Annotated in this window: 15 protein-coding genes and 3 pseudogenes; 10 read left to right on the top strand and 8 right to left on the bottom strand. The window is 71.4% G+C overall.

Translation table 11 applies throughout. The features are described from left to right. Window positions 1-333: 333 nt before the first annotated feature. The 3 genes and pseudogenes from ABZV31_RS22985 to idi all read left to right on the top strand — a co-directional run. Window positions 334-548 (top strand): annotated as a pseudogene (locus tag ABZV31_RS22985) (UDP-glucose 4-epimerase GalE); the annotation flags it as partial. A gap of 135 nt (window positions 549-683) precedes the next feature. Beyond that, window positions 684-1,622, top strand: a complete 939-nt coding sequence (locus ABZV31_RS22980) for a cation diffusion facilitator family transporter (RefSeq protein ID WP_355896851.1) — start codon at window positions 684-686, stop codon at window positions 1,620-1,622. 241 nt (window positions 1,623-1,863) lie between these two features. After that, window positions 1,864-2,457, top strand: coding sequence for an isopentenyl-diphosphate Delta-isomerase (idi, locus tag ABZV31_RS22975; protein ID WP_355896849.1), 594 nt, complete (start codon window positions 1,864-1,866; stop codon window positions 2,455-2,457). Window positions 2,458-2,486: 29 nt separating this feature from the next. On the opposite strand, the gene ABZV31_RS22970 is transcribed toward idi, so the two are convergent. Beyond that, on the bottom strand, window positions 2,487-2,990 hold the full coding sequence (locus ABZV31_RS22970) for an ATP-binding protein (RefSeq protein ID WP_355896905.1): 504 nt from the start codon (window positions 2,988-2,990) through the stop codon (window positions 2,487-2,489). Between the two features lie 237 nt (window positions 2,991-3,227). Beyond that, a complete protein-coding gene (locus tag ABZV31_RS22965) occupies window positions 3,228-3,806 on the bottom strand; it encodes a DUF308 domain-containing protein (protein WP_355896846.1) in 579 nt (192 codons plus the stop codon). A gap of 126 nt (window positions 3,807-3,932) precedes the next feature. Between ABZV31_RS22965 and ABZV31_RS22960 the strand changes: the two genes are divergently transcribed. Next, complete coding sequence (locus tag ABZV31_RS22960; RefSeq protein WP_355896843.1) at window positions 3,933-4,688, top strand: enoyl-CoA hydratase/isomerase family protein; 756 nt, start codon at window positions 3,933-3,935, stop codon at window positions 4,686-4,688. A gap of 110 nt (window positions 4,689-4,798) precedes the next feature. On the opposite strand, the pseudogene ABZV31_RS22955 reads toward ABZV31_RS22960, so the two are convergent. Further along, window positions 4,799-5,185 (bottom strand): annotated as a pseudogene (locus ABZV31_RS22955) (DJ-1/PfpI family protein); the annotation flags it as partial. Window positions 5,186-5,296: 111 nt separating this feature from the next. On the opposite strand from ABZV31_RS22955, the gene ABZV31_RS22950 reads away from it, so the two are divergent. The 4 genes from ABZV31_RS22950 (at window position 5,297) to ABZV31_RS22935 (ending at window position 9,500) form a co-directional block, all read left to right on the top strand. Beyond that, window positions 5,297-6,163: a hypothetical protein gene (locus ABZV31_RS22950; RefSeq protein ID WP_355896840.1), complete on the top strand. Its 867-nt coding sequence runs from the start codon at window positions 5,297-5,299 to the stop codon at window positions 6,161-6,163. Between the two features lie 85 nt (window positions 6,164-6,248). Next, window positions 6,249-6,380 carry an LPFR motif small protein gene (locus ABZV31_RS22945; protein WP_355896837.1) on the top strand — a complete coding sequence of 44 codons (132 nt, stop codon included), beginning with the start codon at window positions 6,249-6,251 and terminating at the stop codon, window positions 6,378-6,380. Between the two features lie 126 nt (window positions 6,381-6,506). Beyond that, window positions 6,507-8,894, top strand: a complete 2,388-nt coding sequence (locus tag ABZV31_RS22940) for a Tex family protein (protein WP_355896835.1) — start codon at window positions 6,507-6,509, stop codon at window positions 8,892-8,894. 69 nt (window positions 8,895-8,963) lie between these two features. Continuing rightward, a complete protein-coding gene (locus tag ABZV31_RS22935) occupies window positions 8,964-9,500 on the top strand; it encodes a putative glycolipid-binding domain-containing protein (RefSeq protein WP_355896832.1) in 537 nt (178 codons plus the stop codon). A 114-nt stretch (window positions 9,501-9,614) separates the two neighbouring features. Here the strand turns inward: ABZV31_RS22935 and ABZV31_RS22930 are convergent, their stop codons facing one another. Further along, the gene (locus ABZV31_RS22930; RefSeq protein ID WP_355896829.1) at window positions 9,615-11,258 is read right to left on the bottom strand and encodes an ABC-F family ATP-binding cassette domain-containing protein; all 1,644 of its coding nucleotides are present in this window, start codon (window positions 11,256-11,258) and stop codon (window positions 9,615-9,617) included. A 37-nt stretch (window positions 11,259-11,295) separates the two neighbouring features. Continuing rightward, window positions 11,296-12,318, bottom strand: coding sequence for an oxidoreductase (locus ABZV31_RS22925; RefSeq protein WP_355896826.1), 1,023 nt, complete (start codon window positions 12,316-12,318; stop codon window positions 11,296-11,298). Between the two features lie 66 nt (window positions 12,319-12,384). Here ABZV31_RS22925 and ABZV31_RS22920 point away from each other — a divergent pair, with 66 nt between their 5' ends. Further along, window positions 12,385-13,341, top strand: coding sequence for an FAD-dependent oxidoreductase (locus ABZV31_RS22920; RefSeq protein ID WP_355896823.1), 957 nt, complete (start codon window positions 12,385-12,387; stop codon window positions 13,339-13,341). Window positions 13,342-13,346: 5 nt separating this feature from the next. Here the strand turns inward: ABZV31_RS22920 and ABZV31_RS22915 are convergent, their stop codons facing one another. After that, window positions 13,347-15,296 carry a Xaa-Pro dipeptidyl-peptidase gene (locus ABZV31_RS22915; protein ID WP_355896821.1) on the bottom strand — a complete coding sequence of 650 codons (1,950 nt, stop codon included), beginning with the start codon at window positions 15,294-15,296 and terminating at the stop codon, window positions 13,347-13,349. A 210-nt stretch (window positions 15,297-15,506) separates the two neighbouring features. Here ABZV31_RS22915 and ABZV31_RS22910 point away from each other — a divergent pair, with 210 nt between their 5' ends. Continuing rightward, on the top strand, window positions 15,507-17,000 hold the full coding sequence (locus ABZV31_RS22910) for a M1 family metallopeptidase (RefSeq protein WP_355896818.1): 1,494 nt from the start codon (window positions 15,507-15,509) through the stop codon (window positions 16,998-17,000). A gap of 82 nt (window positions 17,001-17,082) precedes the next feature. On the opposite strand, the pseudogene ABZV31_RS22905 reads toward ABZV31_RS22910, so the two are convergent. Beyond that, window positions 17,083-17,612: pseudogene (locus tag ABZV31_RS22905) on the bottom strand (Appr-1-p processing protein). A gap of 53 nt (window positions 17,613-17,665) precedes the next feature. After that, window positions 17,666-19,129: an amino acid permease gene (locus ABZV31_RS22900; protein WP_355896815.1), complete on the bottom strand. Its 1,464-nt coding sequence runs from the start codon at window positions 19,127-19,129 to the stop codon at window positions 17,666-17,668. Between the last annotated feature and the right edge of the window lie 199 nt (window positions 19,130-19,328).

Here is a 19,328-nt window from a genome sequence, read left to right as displayed (position 1 = left end):
CATCATGGGTGATCCCGGCGCCGCGTCACAAACTCCGCCGCAGATCCGGCCATTCGCGGCATAGCGTGCGGGCACGGCGGTGGGGGGCGCGTGCGGAAAGGGGAAAGGGGAGGCGCCCTGGGGCATGTGCGGCAGGAGCGCGGGGCACGGTCGGCGGGGATGCACGGGATGCACGGCGGATGAAGGCGCACAGGATGAGTGAGACAAGAGGAACACATGCGGCGGGCGGGGCGCATGCGGCAGGGGGCGGAGGCACGGGGGCGTGCAGGGCTGACGGCCGGCGCAGGACTCACCCTGACGCAGGGCTCACGCTCGGCGCAGACTCACCCCTGCGAGGGCGTTTCGGTCCGCGAACTGATCACGGTCATCGGCGGGTCACCGGCGACCGGAGGCCGCCCGTCGTCGAGGCCCGCCGCCCCGGGGACGCCCCACGCGCGGTCGCCTCGGCCGAGCGGGCCGCGGCGGAGCTGGGCTGGCGGGCCCGGCGCGAAGTACCGGAGATGATCGCCTCGGCGTGGCGGGGGTGGCAGCTGCACCACGGTGCCTGACGGCCCGTACGCCCTGACCTGCGGTTCGTTTGCGCACGTCAGGGCACATGACAACGGTGTTCAGTGCCGCGTTGCCCCATATCCCCCGCCCGTAGTTGACTGTGATCCGGGCGGAACACAGGAGGGCGGAGTCACATGGGGGCCGGTCACGACCACGGGCACGCGCACGGCGCTCCCGCCACCGGGACGGCGGCGGCCGCGCACCGCGGCACCCTGCGCATCGCACTGTCGATCACCCTCACCGTGACGGTGGTGGAGATCGTCGGCGGCGTGGTCGCGGATTCGCTCGCGCTCATCGCGGACGCGGCCCACATGGCGACCGACGCCCTCGGCCTCGGCCTGGCCCTGCTCGCCATCCACTTCGCGAACCGCCCGCCGAGCGAGAGCCGCACCTTCGGCTATGCCCGCGCCGAGATCCTCGCCGCGCTCGTCAACTGTCTGCTCCTCCTCGGCGTCGGCGGCTACGTGCTGTACGAGGCGGTCCAGCGGTTCGTCACGCCCGCCGACACCGCCGGCGGACTGACCATCGTGTTCGGTCTGATCGGTCTGGTCGCGAACATGGTGTCGCTGACGGTGCTGGTGCGCGGCCAGAAGGAGAGCCTGAACGTGCGCGGCGCGTTCCTGGAGGTGGCCGCGGACGCGCTCGGCTCGCTGGCGGTGCTGATCTCGGCGGCGGTGATCCTGCTCACCGGCTGGCAGGCCGCCGATCCGATCGCCTCGCTCGTCATCGGCGTGATGATCGTGCCGCGCACCTTCAAGCTGCTCCGGGAGACCCTCGACGTCCTGCTGGAAGCGGCCCCGAAGGATGTCGACATGGCCGAGGTGCGGGCGCACATCCTGGCGCTGGACGGCGTCGAGGACGTCCACGACCTGCACGCCTGGACGATCACTTCCGGTCTTCCGGTGCTGTCCGCGCACGTGGTGGTCAGCACCGACGTCCTGAGCGCCATCGGCCACGAGAAGATGCTCCACGAGCTCCAGGGCTGCCTCGGCGACCACTTCGACGTGGAGCACTGCACCTTCCAGCTGGAGCCGGGCGGACACGCGGAGCACGAGGCGCGCCTGTGCCACTGAGACACCCCCGGCGGAACGCAGCGATCCGGGGCGCCCTTGCGTCCTCCTCCTCGAGGCGCTCGGACGGTTCCGGGTCGGTTCCACCGGACACGATCAGCTACCGGGTCCCTCTTCCGGCGTCCGACCGGTGACGGCCGCGGTCTGCGCCGCCGCGCAGGACATGCGGGAGTGCCGCGAAGTGCCGGGAGTGCCGGTTTCGTGCGGCAGACTTGGGGCTCGAGGACCGATGTGAAGGATGGGTATGCCGATCACTCCTGCCACAGCGACGCACAACTCGTCGAACGGCACCGCGGACGCGATTTTGCTCGAACTGGTCGACGAGGACGGCGTGACGATCGGCACCGCGGAGAAGCTCGCTGCCCATCAGCCACCGGGACAGTTGCACCGCGCCTTCTCCGTGTTCCTCTTCGACGAGCACGGCCGGCTGCTGCTGCAGCAGCGGGCCCTCGGCAAGTACCACTCCCCCGGCGTGTGGTCCAACACCTGCTGCGGCCACCCCTACCCCGGCGAGGCGCCGTTCGCGGCGGCGGCCCGGCGGACGTACGAGGAGCTCGGGGTCTCCCCGTCGCTGCTCGCCGAGGCGGGCACGGTCCGCTACAACCACCCGGACCCGGACTCGGGCCTGGTGGAGCAGGAGTACAACCACCTCTTCGTCGGCCTGGTGCAGTCCCCGCTGCGGCCGGATGAGGAGGAGGTCGGCGCCACGTCGTTCGTGACCCCCGCCGAGCTGGCGGAGCGGCACGCGAAGGACACCTTCTCGTCCTGGTTCCTGACCGTGCTGGACGCGGCCCGCCCCGCGATCAGGGAGCTGACGGGTCCGTCCGCCGGCTGGTGAGCCACTCCCCGCCCCCGCCGACCGGCGGGCTACCGCGCGGGTTTGAGCGGCAGGGCGGCCCAGATCACCTTGCCGCCGCTCGCCGTGTGCTCGACGTCGCACACCCCGCCCGCTTCCCGGGCGATCTCACGGACCAGGAGCAGTCCGCGCCCGCCGGTCCGTCCGTGGTCGGCCTCCAGGGCGGTCGGGCGGTAGGGGTGGTTGTCCTCGACGGACACCCGCACCCACTCGGTGCCGACGGCGACCTCCACGGCGAGCATCGGCGACAGCAGCGCCGCGTGCCGCACGGCGTTCGTGACCAGCTCGGAGACGATCAGCAGCAGGCCGTGGACCAGGTCGTCCGACGCCGGCACCCCCTGGCGCAGCAGCAGGTCCCGTACGGCGTGCCGGGCCTGCGGGACCGAGGCGTCGACGGCGGGAGCGGTGAACCGCCAGACCCCCTCGTACGGCAGTGGAGCCGGCGGCCCGGCGTCCAGGGGTGCCCCCGCGCCGCCTTCTGGGCGTGGGCCGTACCCGCGCCCGTGGTTCTCCATCGTCCGGTCGCCACCCTTGCGCTCGATTGTCACCACACGTCGAGTGTTGGTAACGCACGGCTCCGCCCCCAAGGACTGAACACAAGTCAGCTGGTTTCGAGCGCTTTGTGACCGCCTGCGTATGACACGGTCGCGTCGGGGACCGCTCCTGTCCTCCCTGCGCCGACTTCGCGAACTCTTCGGGTTGTACGGGTTTGGCGGGCCGCCTCGTCCGACCGGCACCCACGCTCCGTCCGCCTAGGCCAGCCGGTCGGAGACCATGCCGACGATGCGGCGGCCGCCGTAGCCGGTCGCGAGCAGGCCGAGCCCGTCGAAGAGCAGCGCCAGGGAGAAGAAGGCGCCGATGACGTACTGGCTGCTGCTCGGCCAGGAGGCCAGGACGAGGATGCCGAGCAGCAGGTCGAAGGCGCCCAGCAAGAGGGTCCAGCCGAACTGGGGGCCGCGCACCACCAGGCTGCCGACCAGCCGGAACAGGCCGCCCGCGAGGAACAGCAGGGCGGCGAACATGGTGAGCGCGGCGGCGGCCGCGTGGGGCTGGCGGATGAGCACCACACCCGCGGCGATGTTCAGGGCCGCGACGATCACGCCGAGCCAGAAGAAGTTGGAGCCGCGCGACTGGATCGCGTGGAGCAGCCCCACGATCCCGCCGATCAGCAGCAGCCAGCCGAACAGGAGCATGGAGGTCAGGGTGACGGCGGCGGTGTAGACGAGTCCGACGACCCCGGCGATCACCAGGATCACGCCGAGTGCGGCGAGCCAGCTGAAGCCTCGGCGCATCTTCGCCGCTTCGCCCCGGGGCTTGGTGGACCTGGCCATCAGCGCCTCCTCAGTGCCGCACCCCACCCCCGCTTTCTTCCTTTTCATCCGCTTTGCCGCCGCGTCGTTAACTCTCCCCCTCCCCTTCTTGATCAAACGCTCGGTCCGGCGGATAGCATCCGGCGCATGGAGCCGCAGCTGCTGCACGACGTCACCGACACGGTCGCCACCGTCGTCGTCCACCACCCGGCCAAGCGCAACGCCATGACGGCCGCGATGTGGCGGGCGCTGCCGCCGCTCCTCGATTCCCTGGCGGCCGATCCGGGCGTGCGGGCGCTGGTGCTGACCGGTGAGGGCGGCACGTTCTGCGCCGGGGCCGACATCTCCACCCTGCAGGGCTCGCCGGGCGAGGCGCAGCATCTCGCCGTGCAGGCGGAGGAGGCGCTGGCCGCATTCCCGAAGCCCACGCTGGCGGCGGTCCGCGGGCACTGCGTGGGCGGCGGCGCCCAGCTGGCGGCGGCCTGCGATCTGCGGTTCGCCGAGGCGGGTGCGCTGTTCGGGGTGACGCCGGCGAAGCTCGGGATCGTCTACCCGGCCTCCTCCACCCGGCGGTTGGTGTCCCTGGTGGGTCCGGCCACCGCCAAGTACCTGCTGTTCTCTGGCGAGTTGATCGATGCGGAGCGGGCGCTGCGCACGGGGCTGGTCGACGAGGTGCTGCCGGAGGGCGAACTCGGCAAGCGCGTCACGGAGTTCATGCGGATCCTCACTGCCCGCTCACAGCTGACGCAGGCCGCGGCGAAGGAGTTCGCGAACGGCCGCACGGACCGGGACGCGTACTGGGCCGGGCAGGCGCGCAGCAGCGGCGACACCGCGGAGGGGGTCGCCGCGTTCCTGGAGCGCAGGCCGCCGCGCTTCTCGTGGAGCGTTCCTACGTCAGGCTGAAGCGGCTGCCCGCGCGGAACTCCTGCACGAGGTGAGCGGGTGCCTTGTCCGGCGAGCCCGCGTCGTACGGCGGCTGCGGGTCGTACTCGATCAACAGCTGGACGGCCTGTGCAGTACGCCCAGTGGGTCGTGGCGCGGCGCCCGTCCAGCAGGCCCGCCTCGGCCAGCAGGACCGCCCCGGTGCACACGGAGACGAGGCGCTCCGCGCGCGGCCCGTGGGCGCGCAGCCAGTCGATGAGGCGCGGATCGGGACGGCGGGTGCCCTGAGCACCGGGGACGAGCAACGTGTGCGGGTCGGACACGTCGGCGACAGCCTCGTCCGGTACGAGGGTCAGGCCGCTGGAGGTGCGCACGGAGCCGCCGTCCAGGGAGGCCGTACGGAGGCGGTACGTCCCCGGCGTGTGCTTCTCGGCGCCCGCGAAGACCTCCACGGGGCCGGTGATGTCGAGGCTCTGCACCCCGTCGAAGACGGCGACGAGAACGGTTCGCTGCACCATGCGTCGATTCTTCGCGGGCGCACTCGTGGCCGCAATGATGTATTCCCCACCCTTTCTGCCATGGCGGGCCAACCGTTCCACCACGTACCGACCAGTCGGTAACCTTCCGCCATGAACACATCACTGCCGCCCCGCGCGGGACGCCGCTGTCACCACGTCCTCAATCCGCTGCACTCGACCCATTACTTCTCACCGGACCTCGGCAAGGAGCTGGCCGGGATCGGGGTGAGCGACCGCAACGCCGCGTACTTCGCCGTGCGGGCGGCGGCAATGGGCCCGGTGGGCGCGGGAACCGTGACAGCGACGTTCTACAACTTCCGGTACGAGTTCGTGGCGCGGCACATACCCGAGGTGTGGCGGACCGCGTCCGCCGAGGACGTGCTCGCGGCACGCGCGCGTGCCGTCGACGCGACGCTGCGCCGACTCCTCGGTGAGGAGGTGATCGCCTCCAAGGAGGTGGCCGAAGCCGCTGAGCTCGCGCTGCGGGCGGCACAGGCGTGCGACAGGACCGCGCGCCCCCTGTATGCGGCGCACGCCGACCTTCCTGTGCCGGACGAGCCTCATCTGGCGCTCTGGCACGCGGCGACGCTGCTCCGAGAGCACCGTGGCGACGGCCATCTGGCCGTCCTGCTCAACGCGGAGCTCGACCCCGTGGAGGCTCTGGTGAGCCATACCGCCACCGGCAAGGGGATGGCGCCGAAGTGGATTCGGGCCACACGCGGCTGGAGCCGGGACGACTGGGACGCGGCTGCCGACCGACTGCGGGAGCGCGGGCTGCTGTCCGCCGACGGCGAGTTGACCGAGGCGGGGACCGCCCTGCGCGAGGAGATCGAGGCGGAGACGGACCGGCTCGACCGGGCACCGTACGAGTACCTGGGCGCCGCGGGTGTGGAGCGGCTCACGGAGCTGGCGACGGGCCTGCTGAAGCGGGCCCTGGCCGCAGGAGCGTTCCCGGAGGGCATGGTCGGCAAGGGCTGAGGTATCCGTGCTTCGCACGGTCAGTGTGGCCGGCAGAGCCTACGGCCGGGAGAGGCCTATGGCCGGGAGAAGGAAGGAATGGTCCGTGTTCCGTGCCATTGCAGACGTGCTGCGGCAGATCGGCGGGGCGATCGCCACGGTGGTGACACTGCCGTTCCGGGCCCTGGCCCGGCTCTTCGGCGGGGCCTCGGCCTCGACACGCGGCAGCAGGGCCTGAGAGAGGCGCGGCGGCAGGGGCCTGGAGACGGGCCCCGCCCCGCCGCGTGTCGCCCTGATCCCCGACTGTCGGTGCCACCTGCCACAATTGCCGCGCAACCCGAAGTGGAGAAGGCGGTACGGGATCGTGACGACACCCCTCGTAGGGTCCATCGAAGGCAGGATCGCCGAGGAGCTCGGCGTACGGGAGCGGCAGGTCAAGGCCGCCGTGGAGCTGCTCGACGGCGGTTCGACGGTGCCCTTCATCGCCCGCTACCGCAAGGAAGCGACCGAAATGCTCGACGACGCGCAGCTGCGCACGATCGAGGAGCGGCTGCGCTATCTGCGGGAGCTGGAGGAGCGACGGACCGCGATCCTGGAGTCGGTGCGCGAGCAGGGCAAGCTCACCGAGGAGTTGGAGGCGCAGATCCGCGGTGCGCAGACCAAGGCGCGCCTGGAGGACATCTACCTTCCGTTCAAGCCGAAGCGGCGGACGAAGGCGCAGATCGCGCGTGAGGCGGGCCTGGAGCCGCTGGCCGAGGGGCTGCTCGGCGACCCGACGGTGGAACCGCTCGCCGCGGCCGCCGCCTTCGTCGACCCCGACAAGGGGGTCGACGACCCGCAGGCCGCGCTGGACGGGGCCCGAGCGATCCTCACCGAGCGGTTCTCCGAGGACGCCGACCTGATCGGCGAGCTGCGCGAGCGCATGTGGGTGCGCGGGCGGCTGGCCGCCAAGGTGCGGGAGGGCAAGGAGGAGGCGGGCGCCAAGTTCGCCGACTACTTCGACTTCGCCGAGCCGTTCACCGAGCTGCCCTCGCACCGCATCCTCGCGATGCTGCGCGGCGAGAAGGAGGAGGTCCTCGACCTCGTCCTGGAGCCCGAGGAGCCGACGGACGGCCCGTCGTCGTACGAGGGGATCGTCGCCAACCGCTTCGGGATCGCCGACCGCGGCCGTCCCGCCGACAAGTGGCTGCTGGACACGGTGCGTTGGGCCTGGCGCACCCGCATCCTCGTGCACCTCGGCATCGACCTGCGTATGAGGCTGCGCACTGCCGCCGAGGACGAGGCCGTCAACGTGTTCGCGGCGAATCTGCGCGACCTGCTGCTCGCGGCCCCGGCCGGCACCCGCGCCACGCTCGGGCTCGACCCCGGCTTCCGCACGGGCGTGAAGGTGGCCGTGGTGGACGCGACCGGCAAGGTCGTCGCCACGGACGTCATCTACCCGCACGTCCCGGCCAACAAGTGGGACGAGGCGATCGCCAAGCTGGCGCGGCTCGCCAAGGAGCACGCGGTCGAGCTCGTCGCCATCGGCAACGGCACGGCGTCCCGCGAGACCGACAAGCTCGCCGGGGAACTCATCGCCAGGCACCCGGAGTTGAAGCTCACGAAGGTGATGGTGTCCGAGGCGGGCGCGTCGGTGTACTCGGCGTCGTCCTACGCCTCCCAGGAGCTGCCGGACCTGGACGTCTCGTTGCGCGGCGCGGTCTCCATCGCCCGCCGGCTGCAGGACCCGCTGGCCGAGCTGGTGAAGATCGACCCCAAGTCGATCGGCGTCGGCCAATACCAGCACGACCTGTCCGAGGTGAAGCTGTCCCGCTCGCTGGACGCGGTGGTCGAGGACTGTGTGAACGGCGTCGGTGTCGACGTCAACACGGCGTCCGTGCCGCTACTCGCGCGGGTGTCCGGCATCACCTCCGGGCTGGCCGAGAACATCGTGGCGCACCGCGACGCCAACGGGCCGTTCAGGTCCCGGTCCGAGCTGAAGAAGGTGCCCCGGCTCGGCCCGAAGGCGTACGAGCAGTGCGCGGGCTTCCTGCGGATCCGCGGCGGCGACGACCCGCTGGACGCCTCCAGCGTGCACCCCGAGGCCTACCCCGTCGTCCGCCGGATGGTGAAGGCCACGGGTCAGGAGGTGGCCTCCCTCATCGGCAACACGGCGGTGCTGCGCTCGCTGCGCCCGGCCGACTTCGTGGACGACACGTTCGGTCTGCCGACGGTCACCGACATCCTGAAGGAGCTGGAGAAGCCCGGTCGCGACCCGCGGCCCGCCTTCAGGACGGCCACGTTCAAGGAAGGCGTCGAGAAGATCTCCGACCTGTCCGCCGGGATGATCCTGGAGGGCGTCGTCACCAACGTCGCCGCGTTCGGCGCCTTCGTGGACGTCGGCGTCCACCAGGACGGTCTGGTGCACGTCTCGGCGATGTCGAAGACGTTCGTGAAGGACCCGCGCGACGTCGTCAAGCCCGGCGACATCGTCAAGGTGAAGGTCCTGGACGTCGACATCCCGCGCAAGCGGATCTCGCTGACGCTGCGTCTGGACGACGAGGCGGCGCCCCAGGACCGGCAGGGCGGCGGCGAGCGGGGCCGGCGCGGCGGGCGTCCGCCGCAGCAGCGCCAGGGCCGCGGCGGGGGTGGCGGGCAGGGCCGCGGCGGCGCCGGCGGAGGCTCCCGTCAGGCGCCCCCGCCGGCCAACAGCGCGATGGCCGACGCCCTGCGCCGCGCGGGCCTGCTCGACCCGAAGAACGGCCGACGCTGACGGCGTCCGGGCCCGGACTCTCCAGCAGGGCAGGAGAGTCCGGGCCCGGCCCGCCCGTAAGGTGACGGCATGTCGACGACAGGCGTCATCACCTGGGACGTCACCGCGAGCAACGGGTACGAGACCTCCTGGACCGTGTTCGGCGAGGGGGCGCTGGGGGCGCACGGCCGTGCCGTCGGGACCGTCCCGGAGCCGTACTGGATCACGTACGAACTCGACACCTCCGACGGCTACGTCACCTGTGGGCTGAGCGTGACGGCAAAGACCGCGACCGGTGTCCGCGCCCTCGACCTCCAGCACGACGGCGAGGGCAGGTGGACCGCGAACGGCGAGCCGCGGCCGGATGTCGACGGCCCGCTCGACTGCGATCTCGGACTGTGCCCGCTCACCAACACCATGCCGGTGCTCCGGCACGGGCTTCATCGGATGCCCGGCGCGCAGGAGTTCCTCTTGGCCTGGGTGTCCGTGCCCGACCTGACCGTGCGGCCGTCCCGGCAGACGTACACCCACCTCGGCCGCACCGGGCACGGCGCCCGCGTCCGCTACGCCTCGGGCGGCTTCCGCAGCGACCTGGAGTTCGACGCAGACGGCTGCGTGATCGACTAACCCGGCCTGGCGACGCACCTGCGGTGAGCAAACGCTTGGACGGCGCTTCGCCCCTGGATGCGGTCGGCCGCGTGCCGTGGGGCGGGCGGAGCGAGGTGATGCCCCGTCGAAGTCTCACCCAGGCTCGGTCACCTTGCCGTCCGCCACCTCCAGGCGGCGGGTCACCCGTACCGCGTCCAGCATCCGGCGGTCGTGGGTGACCAGGAGCAGCGTGCCCTCGTAGGCGTCCAGGGCCGATTCCAGTTGCTCGATGGCCGGCAGGTCCAGGTGGTTGGTCGGCTCGTCCAGGACCAGGAGGTTGACACCCCGGCCCTGGAGGAGGGCGAGGGCGGCCCGGGTGCGCTCGCCCGGGGAGAGGGTCGCCGCCGGACGCAGGACGTGGTCCGCTGTCAGGCCGAACTTGGCGAGCAGTGTGCGGACGTCGCCGGGCTCCGTGTCCGGGACCGCCGCGCAGAAGGCGTCGAGCAGGGAGTCGGAGCCGTGGAACAGCCTGCGCGCCTGGTCGATCTCGCCGACCAGCACCCCCGAACCGAGGGCGGCGTGGCCGGCGTCCAGGGGGACACGCCCCAGCAGCGCGCCGCGCAGTGTCGACTTGCCCGCACCGTTCGCACCCGTCACCGCCACCCGGTCCGCCCAGTCGATCTGCAGCGACACCGGGCCGAGCACGAAGTCGCCGCGCCGTACCTCCGCGTCCCGGAGCGTGGCGACCACCGCGCCGGAGCGCGGGGCCGCCGCGATCTCCATGCGCAGCTCCCACTCCTTGCGCGGCTCCTCGACGACTTCCAGGCGCTCGATCATGCGCTGGGTCTGGCGGCCCTTCGCCGCCTGCTTCTCGCTGGCCTCGCTGCGGAACTTGCGGCCGATCTTGTCGTTGTCGCTGCCGGCCTTGCGCCGGGCGTTCTTCACGCCCTTGTCCATCCAGGCGCGCTGCATCTGGGCGCGTTCCTGCAGGGCGGCCTTCTTGCCGGCGTACTCCTCGTAGTTCTCGCGGGCGTGCAGCCGGGCGACCTCCCGCTCCTCCAGGTAGGCCGCGTAGCCGCCGCCGAAGAGGTTGACCTGCCGCTGGGCGAGGTCGAGTTCGAGGACCTTGGTGACGGTGCGGGTGAGGAACTCGCGGTCGTGGCTGACGACGACCGTCCCGGCCCGCAGGCCGGTCACGAACCGCTCCAGCCGCTCCAGGCCGTCCAGGTCGAGGTCGTTGGTCGGCTCGTCGAGCAGGAAGACGTCGTAGCGGGACAGCAGCAGGGAGGCAAGGCCCGCGCGGGCCGCCTGGCCGCCGGACAGGGACGTCATCGGCTGGTCGAGGTCGACGGCCAGGCCGAGCGAGTCGGCAACCTCCTCCGCGCGCTCGTCGAGATCGGCGCCACCGAGGCCGAGCCACCGCTCCAGGCTGGTCGCATACGCGTCGTCCGCGCCCGGTGCCCCGTCGACGAGCGCCTGCGTGGACTCGTCCATCGCCCGCTGGGCGGCGGCAACCCCGGTGCGGCGGGCGAGGAACTCCCGTACGGTCTCGCCCGGGCGCCGCTCCGGCTCCTGCGGCAGATGGCCGACCGTGGCCGTCGGCGGGGACAGCCTGAGCTCGCCCTGCTCCGGGGTGCTCAGCCCGGCGAGCATCCTCAGCAGCGTGGACTTGCCCGCTCCGTTGGCACCGACCAGCCCGATCACGTCTCCGGGGGCGACGACGAGGTCGAGTCCGGTGAACAGCGCGCGGTCGCCGTGGCCGGCGGCGAGGTTCTTGGCGACGAGGGTGGCAGTCATCAGACCGCGATCCTAACGGCCGTGCGCCGCCCGGCACTCAGTGCGCCATCGCCTCCACAAGCACGCTCCCCGACGTCCGCGCCACCACGAACGACTCCCCCTTCACCGCCCGGGAATCCAGCGGGATCCGGTGGCGGCCCGGCTCCAGGACGCCGTCGAAGACCTCGTGGGTATGGGTGCGGGAGAGACGGTCGAGGCGGTATGCGGTGAGGCGGACCCGGCAGGACGAGGTGACCTCGACGCCCGCCGCGCCGTCGGCGGCGACCAGGCGGGTCAGGCGGCGCTGCGCCACGGGGCTGCGCTCCAGGGCGTGTTCGATCTGGGCGACGAGGAGCGGGACGATCGGGGCGAGTCCGTCGACGTAGGCCACCTCGACCCCCGCGTGCTCGAAGGAGCGGCGTACGGCGGCCCGTTCCTGCGCACTGATCGCCCGGCCGAAGGCGACGGCACCGTACTGGCGCAGTTCCTCGACGGGGACGTGGGTGGCGTCGCGGGTGATGTCGGCGCCGATGCCGATGCCGCGCAGGGCGGCGGCGAGCTTGGCGAGGACGGCCACGCCGGCGCCGATCAGCAGCACCCGGCGGCGGTGGGCGGGCTCGCCGCCGTCCAGGAGGGAGCTCAGCGCCGCGCGGTACTCGGCGCCGTGGAAGCGGAACGGACCGAACCCGTGGTAGCCGTTGAGCTCCAGGTCGGCGAGTTCGTCCGTCTGCCAGGCGAAGTCCCGCCAGACGTAGTCGTCGCCGGCCTGCTCGATGACGGCGGTGACCGCGCCGCAGGCCAGGTCCGCGCACTCGGGGCAGCCGTAGATGACGTACCGGCCGTCGGGCAGCGGCGCCTCGGTCTCCAGCAGCAGGCTGCGGACCTGCGCCGTGAAGATCGCGGGCGGGACGTCCGAGGCGAGCGGGGAGACGGCGTCCAGGTCGGAGAGCCGGAACAGCAGCGGGCGCCCGTCCACGACGAAGTCCACGAAGTCCCGGTGGACCTGGTAGCCGCCGTCGGCGAGGATCTCGCCGGCCCGCATCGCCGGGGCCAGGCCGAAGGTCGCGTACTCGGCAGACATGCTCTGAGTATCCCCAGCGCGGGACCGATGTGAGCGCGGCATGACACATTCCGCTACGGTCCCCGCATGGAGAGTGCACTGCACGGCGATGTCGTCGTGGTCGGCGGTGGGGTCATCGGGCTGACGACGGCCGTCGTGCTGGCCGAGCGCGGCGGGCGGGTGCGGCTGTGGACGCGGGAACCGGCCGAGCGGACCACTTCGGCGGTTGCCGGGGCGCTGTGGTGGCCGTACCGGATCGAACCCGAGTCGCTCGTCGGGGACTGGGCGCTCGAATCCCTGCTCGTGTACGAGGAGTTGACGGCGCGGCCCGAGGAGACGGGCGTACGCATGGTCGAGGGCGTACACGGCGGGATTCGGCTGGACGAACTGGGTCCGTGGGCGGCGCGGGTGCCGGGACTGCGCGCGGCGCACGCCGCGGAGTACACCGGGACGGCGCTGTGGGCGCGGCTGCCGCTGATCGACATGTCGGTTCATCTGCCGTGGCTCAGGGAGCGGCTGCTGAAGGCCGGCGGCACGGTCGAGGAGCGCACGGTGACGGATCTGGCCGAGGTCGACGCCCCCGTCGTGGTGAACTGCACGGGTCTGGGCGCCCGGGACCTCGTACCGGATCCGGCGGTGCGTCCCGTGCGGGGTCAGCTCGTCGTCGTGGAGAACCCGGGGATCACGACATGGCTGACGTCCGTCGACCATGCCTCGGCCACGTCCACGTACTTCTTTCCGCAGCCGGGCGGGCTCGTCCTCGGCGGTACGGCCGAGGAGGACGCGTGGTCCCTGACGCCCGACCCGGCGGTGGCCGAGCAGATCGTCGCACGGTGTGCGGCCTTCCGGCCGGAGATCGCCGGGGCGCGGGTGCTGGAGCACCGGGTGGGGCTGCGTCCGGCGCGGCACGCGGTGCGGCTGGAGCGCGAGGCGCTGCCGGGCGGGCGGGTGCTGGTGCACAACTACGGGCACGGCGGGGCCGGGGTCACCGTGGCGTGGGGGTGTGCGCGTCAGGCGGCCGGGCCGGCGGGTCCGGCCGCCTGAGCTCGTCAGTGCCCGGGAATCCGGTGGACGGTACGCGGTGCCCCTACGCCGCCCGGTGTCCGAGCCGTGGAGCCGGCGGATGCCGGACCGGCCGTGGCGCGGGCGAACGCCGCCGCACCACCGACCAGCGGGACCTTGGCCGACGTACCGGACAGATCCAGGGTGAGCGTCGGGGTGCTCGACGGAGGGTCGATGAGGTCCTTGTCCGTCCCCGCGACGATCAGCGCCAGACGGTGGCCCTTGGGGACGACGTGGTCCGTGGCCGCGAGGTCCAGCGTGATGGTGTACGCCTTGCCCGGGGTGAGCGGAAGGCCCTTCCGATCGGAGGCGTAGTTGCCGAGGTCGGCCCAGCCTCGGCTGAAGACCGTGTAGTCCACGGCGGCCGTCCTGGCCTTGGTCTCCTTGAAGCAGGCACTGTCGCCCGAGGTGCTCGCACCCCAGCAGGTGCGGTCGGTGAGTGTGGTGATGCCCTCGGCGGCATCGGCGTAGTCCCGGATGGTGTCGGGGCCGAGGTCGACGAGGACGGCGGACAGGTGCGCCGTCGAGGTGGTCGGGGTGGCGGTGACGGTGACCTTGGAGGAGCCGGACAGGCGCAGGTCGTGGCCGAGCGGCTTGGTGACGAAGCCCGCCTTGTCCGCGGTCGGCGTGTCGATCCGCGCGGCCCAGTCGGTCTCGCTCAGCTGCCGGTTGTCCGTGAAGGTCTCGGTGCCCCGGGCCTTGTGGAGACCGAGGGTGCCGACGCCGGCCTGCGTGCCCGGGGCCGGGCGCAGGGTGGTCGCCTGCGTGCCGCGCGGCGGCCAGGCCTTCGAGGTGACCCACTGGTCGGGGTGGCGTTCGATGTCGGCCATGGGCTCGCGGTCGATGCCGTTGTCGTAGCCGAGGAGTTCGTGGTCGAACCAGCGGTGCAGGGTGTCGACCCAGGTGGCGCGGCGGAAGTCGAAGGGGTCGACGTGGCCGGTCTGGGAGAGCCAGATCTTACGCTCGACGCCGTTCCTGGCGAGGGCGTCCCACCACTGGCCGAAGTGCTTGGTGCGCACGTTGAGGTCCTGCAGGCCGTGGACGAGGAATACGCTCGCCTTCACCCTGCCCGCGTCCTTGACGTAGTCGCGCTCGGTCCACAGCGAGGTCCAGTCGCCGCTGCGGGGGGCCTCGTCGACGAGTTTCTTCTGCACGGCGGCGCACTTGGCGCGGGCCTCGGGGCTGTCGACGTAGTCGGACAGCCGGTCGGGCCCGGAGTCGTACAGCGGGGCGCCCTTGGCGAAGTAGTAGTCGTACCAGGAGGAGATGGCGCTGATCGGCACGATGGTCTTCAGGCCCTTGACGCCGGTGGCGGCCACGCCGTTGGCGATGGTGCCGTCCCAGCTCTTGCCGATCATCCCGGTCCTGCCGTTGGTCCAGGTCGCCTTGACCGTGGTGGAGCCGGTGCGGGTGGTGTAGGCCTTGGCACGGCCGTTGAGCCAGTCGATGACGGCCTTCGCGGACTGGATGTCGAAGTGGCCGCCGACGTCGACGCAGCCGTCGGAGCGGTTGGTGCCGGCGAGGTCGACGCCGACGAAGGCGTAGCCGCGGGGCACGAAGTAGTTGTCGTAGAACAGCGGCATCTGCACGACGTGGCCGCTTGCGTCGTACGTCTTCTTCTGGCTCTCGTTGCCGCGCCCGCAGCAGGAGTAGTACGGGCTGGCGTCCATGATCACGGGTACTTTCCGGGCCTGCCGGGCCGGTTCGCGGGGCCGGACGATGTCGGCGGCGACGCGGTCGGTCCTCCCGTCGCCGTCGCCGTCGAGTCCGGTGTCCACCCAGACGGCCTCGCGGACGGCGTTCGCGTACGAGTGGACCGGCTGGCTTTCGCGCGGGGCGCCGTGGGCCGCCGCCGGGGTGAGGAGTGCGGCCGTGAGGACGGCGGTGGCGGTCGTGACGAGCGATCTCCAGGTCGTGAGGCGCATGCGTATCGGCATGCGCGGGACGGTACAGGGGTCAACTGCCGGACAGAAGAGGGAAGCTGACGGTCACAGGGACGCCCGTGGCCGAGATAGGCCCATGGGAGTGAGTCACTCATGACGGCCGAATGGCGATCGTGTGACAGGAGCGGCCATGGACATCGCCCTGGAACGCAGGGACTCAATAGGCTCCGAACGCACCTCGTGCCCCTACGACTTGGAGTTCTCGTGCACCGCAGAATCATCGCGCCGGGCGCACTCGCGGCGGCCTCCCTGTTGCTGGCGATCCCGGCATCGGCCGCAGGCTACTCCCCTGGCGCGCCGGGCATCGGCGACCCCTACTACCCGTACTACGGCAACGGCGGCTACGACGTCTCCCACTACGACCTCAGGCTGAAGTACCAGCCCGCGACGGACCAGTTGGAGGGCACGGCAACGATCCAGGCGAGGACCACGCAGGACCTGTCCCGGTTCGACCTGGACTTCCTGCTGGACGTGAGCGAGGTCCGGATCAACGGCGCCAAGGCCGCCTTCGCCACCTCCGGTCAGCACGAGCTGGAGATCACGCCGAAGACCCCGCTGGCGAAAGGCACGCCGATCACGGTCGTCGTCCGCTACAGCGGTGTGCCGTCCACGAAGAGTGCGTACGGCTTCACCACCTGGCACCGCACCCCGGACGGCGCGGTCGCGGCGGACGAGCCCGAAGCGGCCTGGTGGTGGTTCCCGAGCAACGACCACCCGAGCGACAAGGCCACCTACGACGTGTCGGTGGCGGTGCCCAACGGCACCCAGGCCATCTCCAACGGCACACTGCAGTCGACGAGTTCCCAGCTCGGCTGGACCCGCTACAACTGGCGGCAGAACAAGCCGCAGGCGACCTATCTGGCCACGCTCGCGCTCGGCAGGTTCGACATCACGACGGGCACGTCCGAGGGCGGGGTGCCGGTCATCAACGCCTACAGCAAGGACCTAGGTGACAACGACGGGGCGGCGCGGGCGAGCGTGGAGCGCACCGGGGAGATCGTCGACTGGCTGAGCGGCTACTTCGGGCCGTATCCGTTCAGCTCGGCCGGCGGCTACGTTCCCAACACCACCACCGGGTACGCGCTGGAGACGCAGACCCGTGTGTACTACAGCCCGAAGCAGTTCGCGAACGGCTCCAACACCTCCGTCGTCGTGCACGAGCTGGCCCACCAGTGGTACGGCGACGACGTGTCGCTCAAGGGCTGGAAGGACATCTGGATCAACGAGGGCTTCGCGCGCTACGCGCAGTGGCTGTGGTCCGAGCACGAGGGCGAGGGCACGACGCAGGAGCTGGCGGACTACGTGTACGCCTCGCACCCGGCGGACGACGCCTTCTGGACGGTGAAGCCGGGTGACCCGGGTCCGGACGACCAGTTCGACATCGCCGTCTACGACCGCGGCGCCCTCGCCATCCAGGCGCTGCGCAACGAGGTCGGCGACGACGCGTTCTTCGCCATCCTCAAGGGCTGGCCGAAGGAGCACGCCTACGGCAACGCCTCGGTCGCGGACTTCCAGAAGTACGCCGAGCAGGTGTCCGGCAGGCCGCTGGCGGGGCTCTTCGACACCTGGCTGTTCCAGCCGTCCAAGCCGGCGGCGCCCGCGGCGCGCACCGCGTCGCTCGCGCAGGCGGCGATCGCGCCCGTCCGGCCGAAGTCGTGGCAGAAGATCGAGGCGACGAACGACGTGCACCGGGGCTGACCGTCCCGCACCGAGCGGCCCTGCGGCCCGGGGCGAAAGCTCCGGGCCGTCTCACCGCGCGCTGTTTCGAGCGACGGGCCGCTCACGTCTCCCCGTGGTCGTAGACCGTCACGGTGATCCCCCGCTTCACCAGCCGCTCGGTGATCAGCGGCTCGACCCGGGACCAGGTGCCGCCGGCCAGCCCGCAGGCTATGCGGGGCATGTGCACGGACGCGTCGAGCTCGGTCGCCCGGACGGCGAGCCGGGCCAGGGCCGCGTCGATCGCCTCGTACCGCACGGGGACGCCCTTGCTGCCCCTGCGGATCCCGCGCTGCCCGACCATGTTGGCCACCCATACGTGGCGCTCGACCCGGACCAGCTGGACGGCGCCCGGGCCGAAGTCGTTCGACGCGCGGTCGCGGTGCCAGGCCCGGTAGGCGGCCTCCGGTTCGGGCCAGCGCCGCGAGAGCGCAAGGACGAAGCCCTTCCCCAGCCCTCTATATCGTTAGCCCCCTATGTCGTTAGCCGCCTATGTCGTTAGCCGCCTATGTCGTTGCAGACGTGGGCTATCACCTTGACGCCCTTGACCGACGGCACGGTGGCGTCACCCCGGACATACGTGATCTCCGACATGACGCCAGCGTAGGCGCTGCCACTGACAGTGGCCCGAGCTGCTACTTCGTGGTCTACGAGATCTCCGACAGCTCCTGGTCCGCGGTCAGCGAGACCCGGCGGCGGACGCCGAACCAGCCGGCGACCAGCAGCACCGCGATCAGCGGGATGAGCAGCAGAGTCTTGCGGCCGACCTCGGGGTCGTTCCACATCAGGCCGAGGCAGGCCAGCAGGAAGGCGATCGTCGCGATCTCCGTCACCGGGCTGCCGGGCAGCCGGAAGTGCGGCCGGGTGGCCTGGCCCGCCTTGGCGCGGCGGACGAAGATCAGGTGGCAGACCATGATGATCACCCAGGTGCTGACGATGCCGAGGGAGGCGACGTTCAGCACGATCTCGAAGGCCTGGCTCGGCACGAGGTAGTTCAGGCCGACGCCGAGCACGCACACCGCGCAGGTCAGCAGGATGCCGCCGTAGGGGACCTGGCTGCGGCTCATCACCCGGGTGAACTTCGGCGCCGAGCCCGCCATCGCCATGGAGCGCAGGATGCGGCCGGTGGAGTACAGGCCGGAGTTCAGCGACGACATGGCGGCGGTGAGGACCACCAGGTTCATGATGTCACCGGCCGCGGGAACGCCGATCCTGGCCAGGACCGTGACGAACGGGCTCTCGTCGGCCGAGTAGACCGAGCCGGGCAGCAGCAGCGCCAGCAGGACAACCGAGCCGCAGTAGAACAGGCCCACGCGCCACATGATCGAGTTCACCGCGCGCGGGACGACCTTCTCCGGCTCGGCGGTCTCGCCCGCGGCGACGCCGACCAGCTCCAGGGCGGCGTAGGCGAAGATCACGCCCTGCATGACGAGGACGACCGGCATCATTCCGTGCGGGAAGACGCCGCCGTGGTCGGTGATCACGCCCAGGCCGGGGGTCCGGCCGCCGACGTCGTGCTGGGTGGCCAGCAGGAAGACGCCGATCAGCATGAAGCCGACCAGGGTGGCGACCTTGATGATCGCGAACCAGAACTCCATCTCGCCGAAGATCTTCACCGAGATCAGGTTCACGGCCAGCACCACGGCGAGGGCGACCAGGGCCAGCACCCACTGCGGGATGCTCGTGAACATGCTCCAGTAGTGCGTGTAGAGCGCGATCGCGGTGATGTCGGCGATACCGGTCGTCGACCAGTTCAGGAAGTACATCCAGCCGGCGACGTAGGCGCCCTTCTCGCCGAGGAACTCGCGCGCGTACGACACGAAGGACCCGGAGGAGGGCCGGTACAGGACCAGCTCGCCCAGGGCGCGGACGACGAAGAACGCGAAGACGCCACAGACGAGGTAGGCCAGCGCGAGCGCCGGGCCCGCGTTGTGGAGGCGGCCGCCGGCGCCGAGGAAGAGTCCGGTGCCGATGGCGCCGCCGATGGCGATCATGTTGACGTGGCGGTGCTTGAGGTCCTTGCTGTAGCCGGCGTCGCCCGCGTCGGCGGGCGTCCCGGTCGCCTGGGGATGGTCGGCGACCTGTGCCGTGTGCATGGATGTCTTGCTCACGGGTGGTTCCACTCTCTGGTGCGCCCGGGCGTTGTGGGCCCGGGTGTCCGTACGTGTTGCGGCCCGCACCACCCATGATGCGGCACAGACCAGAGCAACAGCTTTCCAGAGGGATCACTTCTCATGCGATGGCCCATGTCACAGAGCGGTACTTCTCACACGCCCTTCGCCGTTCGGTCACAAGGGCACCGAAGGTTGC

Source organism: Streptomyces sp. NPDC005202, from assembly GCF_040608235.1.
Classification (GTDB): Bacteria; Actinomycetota; Actinomycetes; order Streptomycetales; family Streptomycetaceae; genus Streptomyces.
The sequence above is the reverse complement of the archived record's forward strand: the minus strand, read 5'-3'. Positions and strand labels throughout refer to the sequence as shown.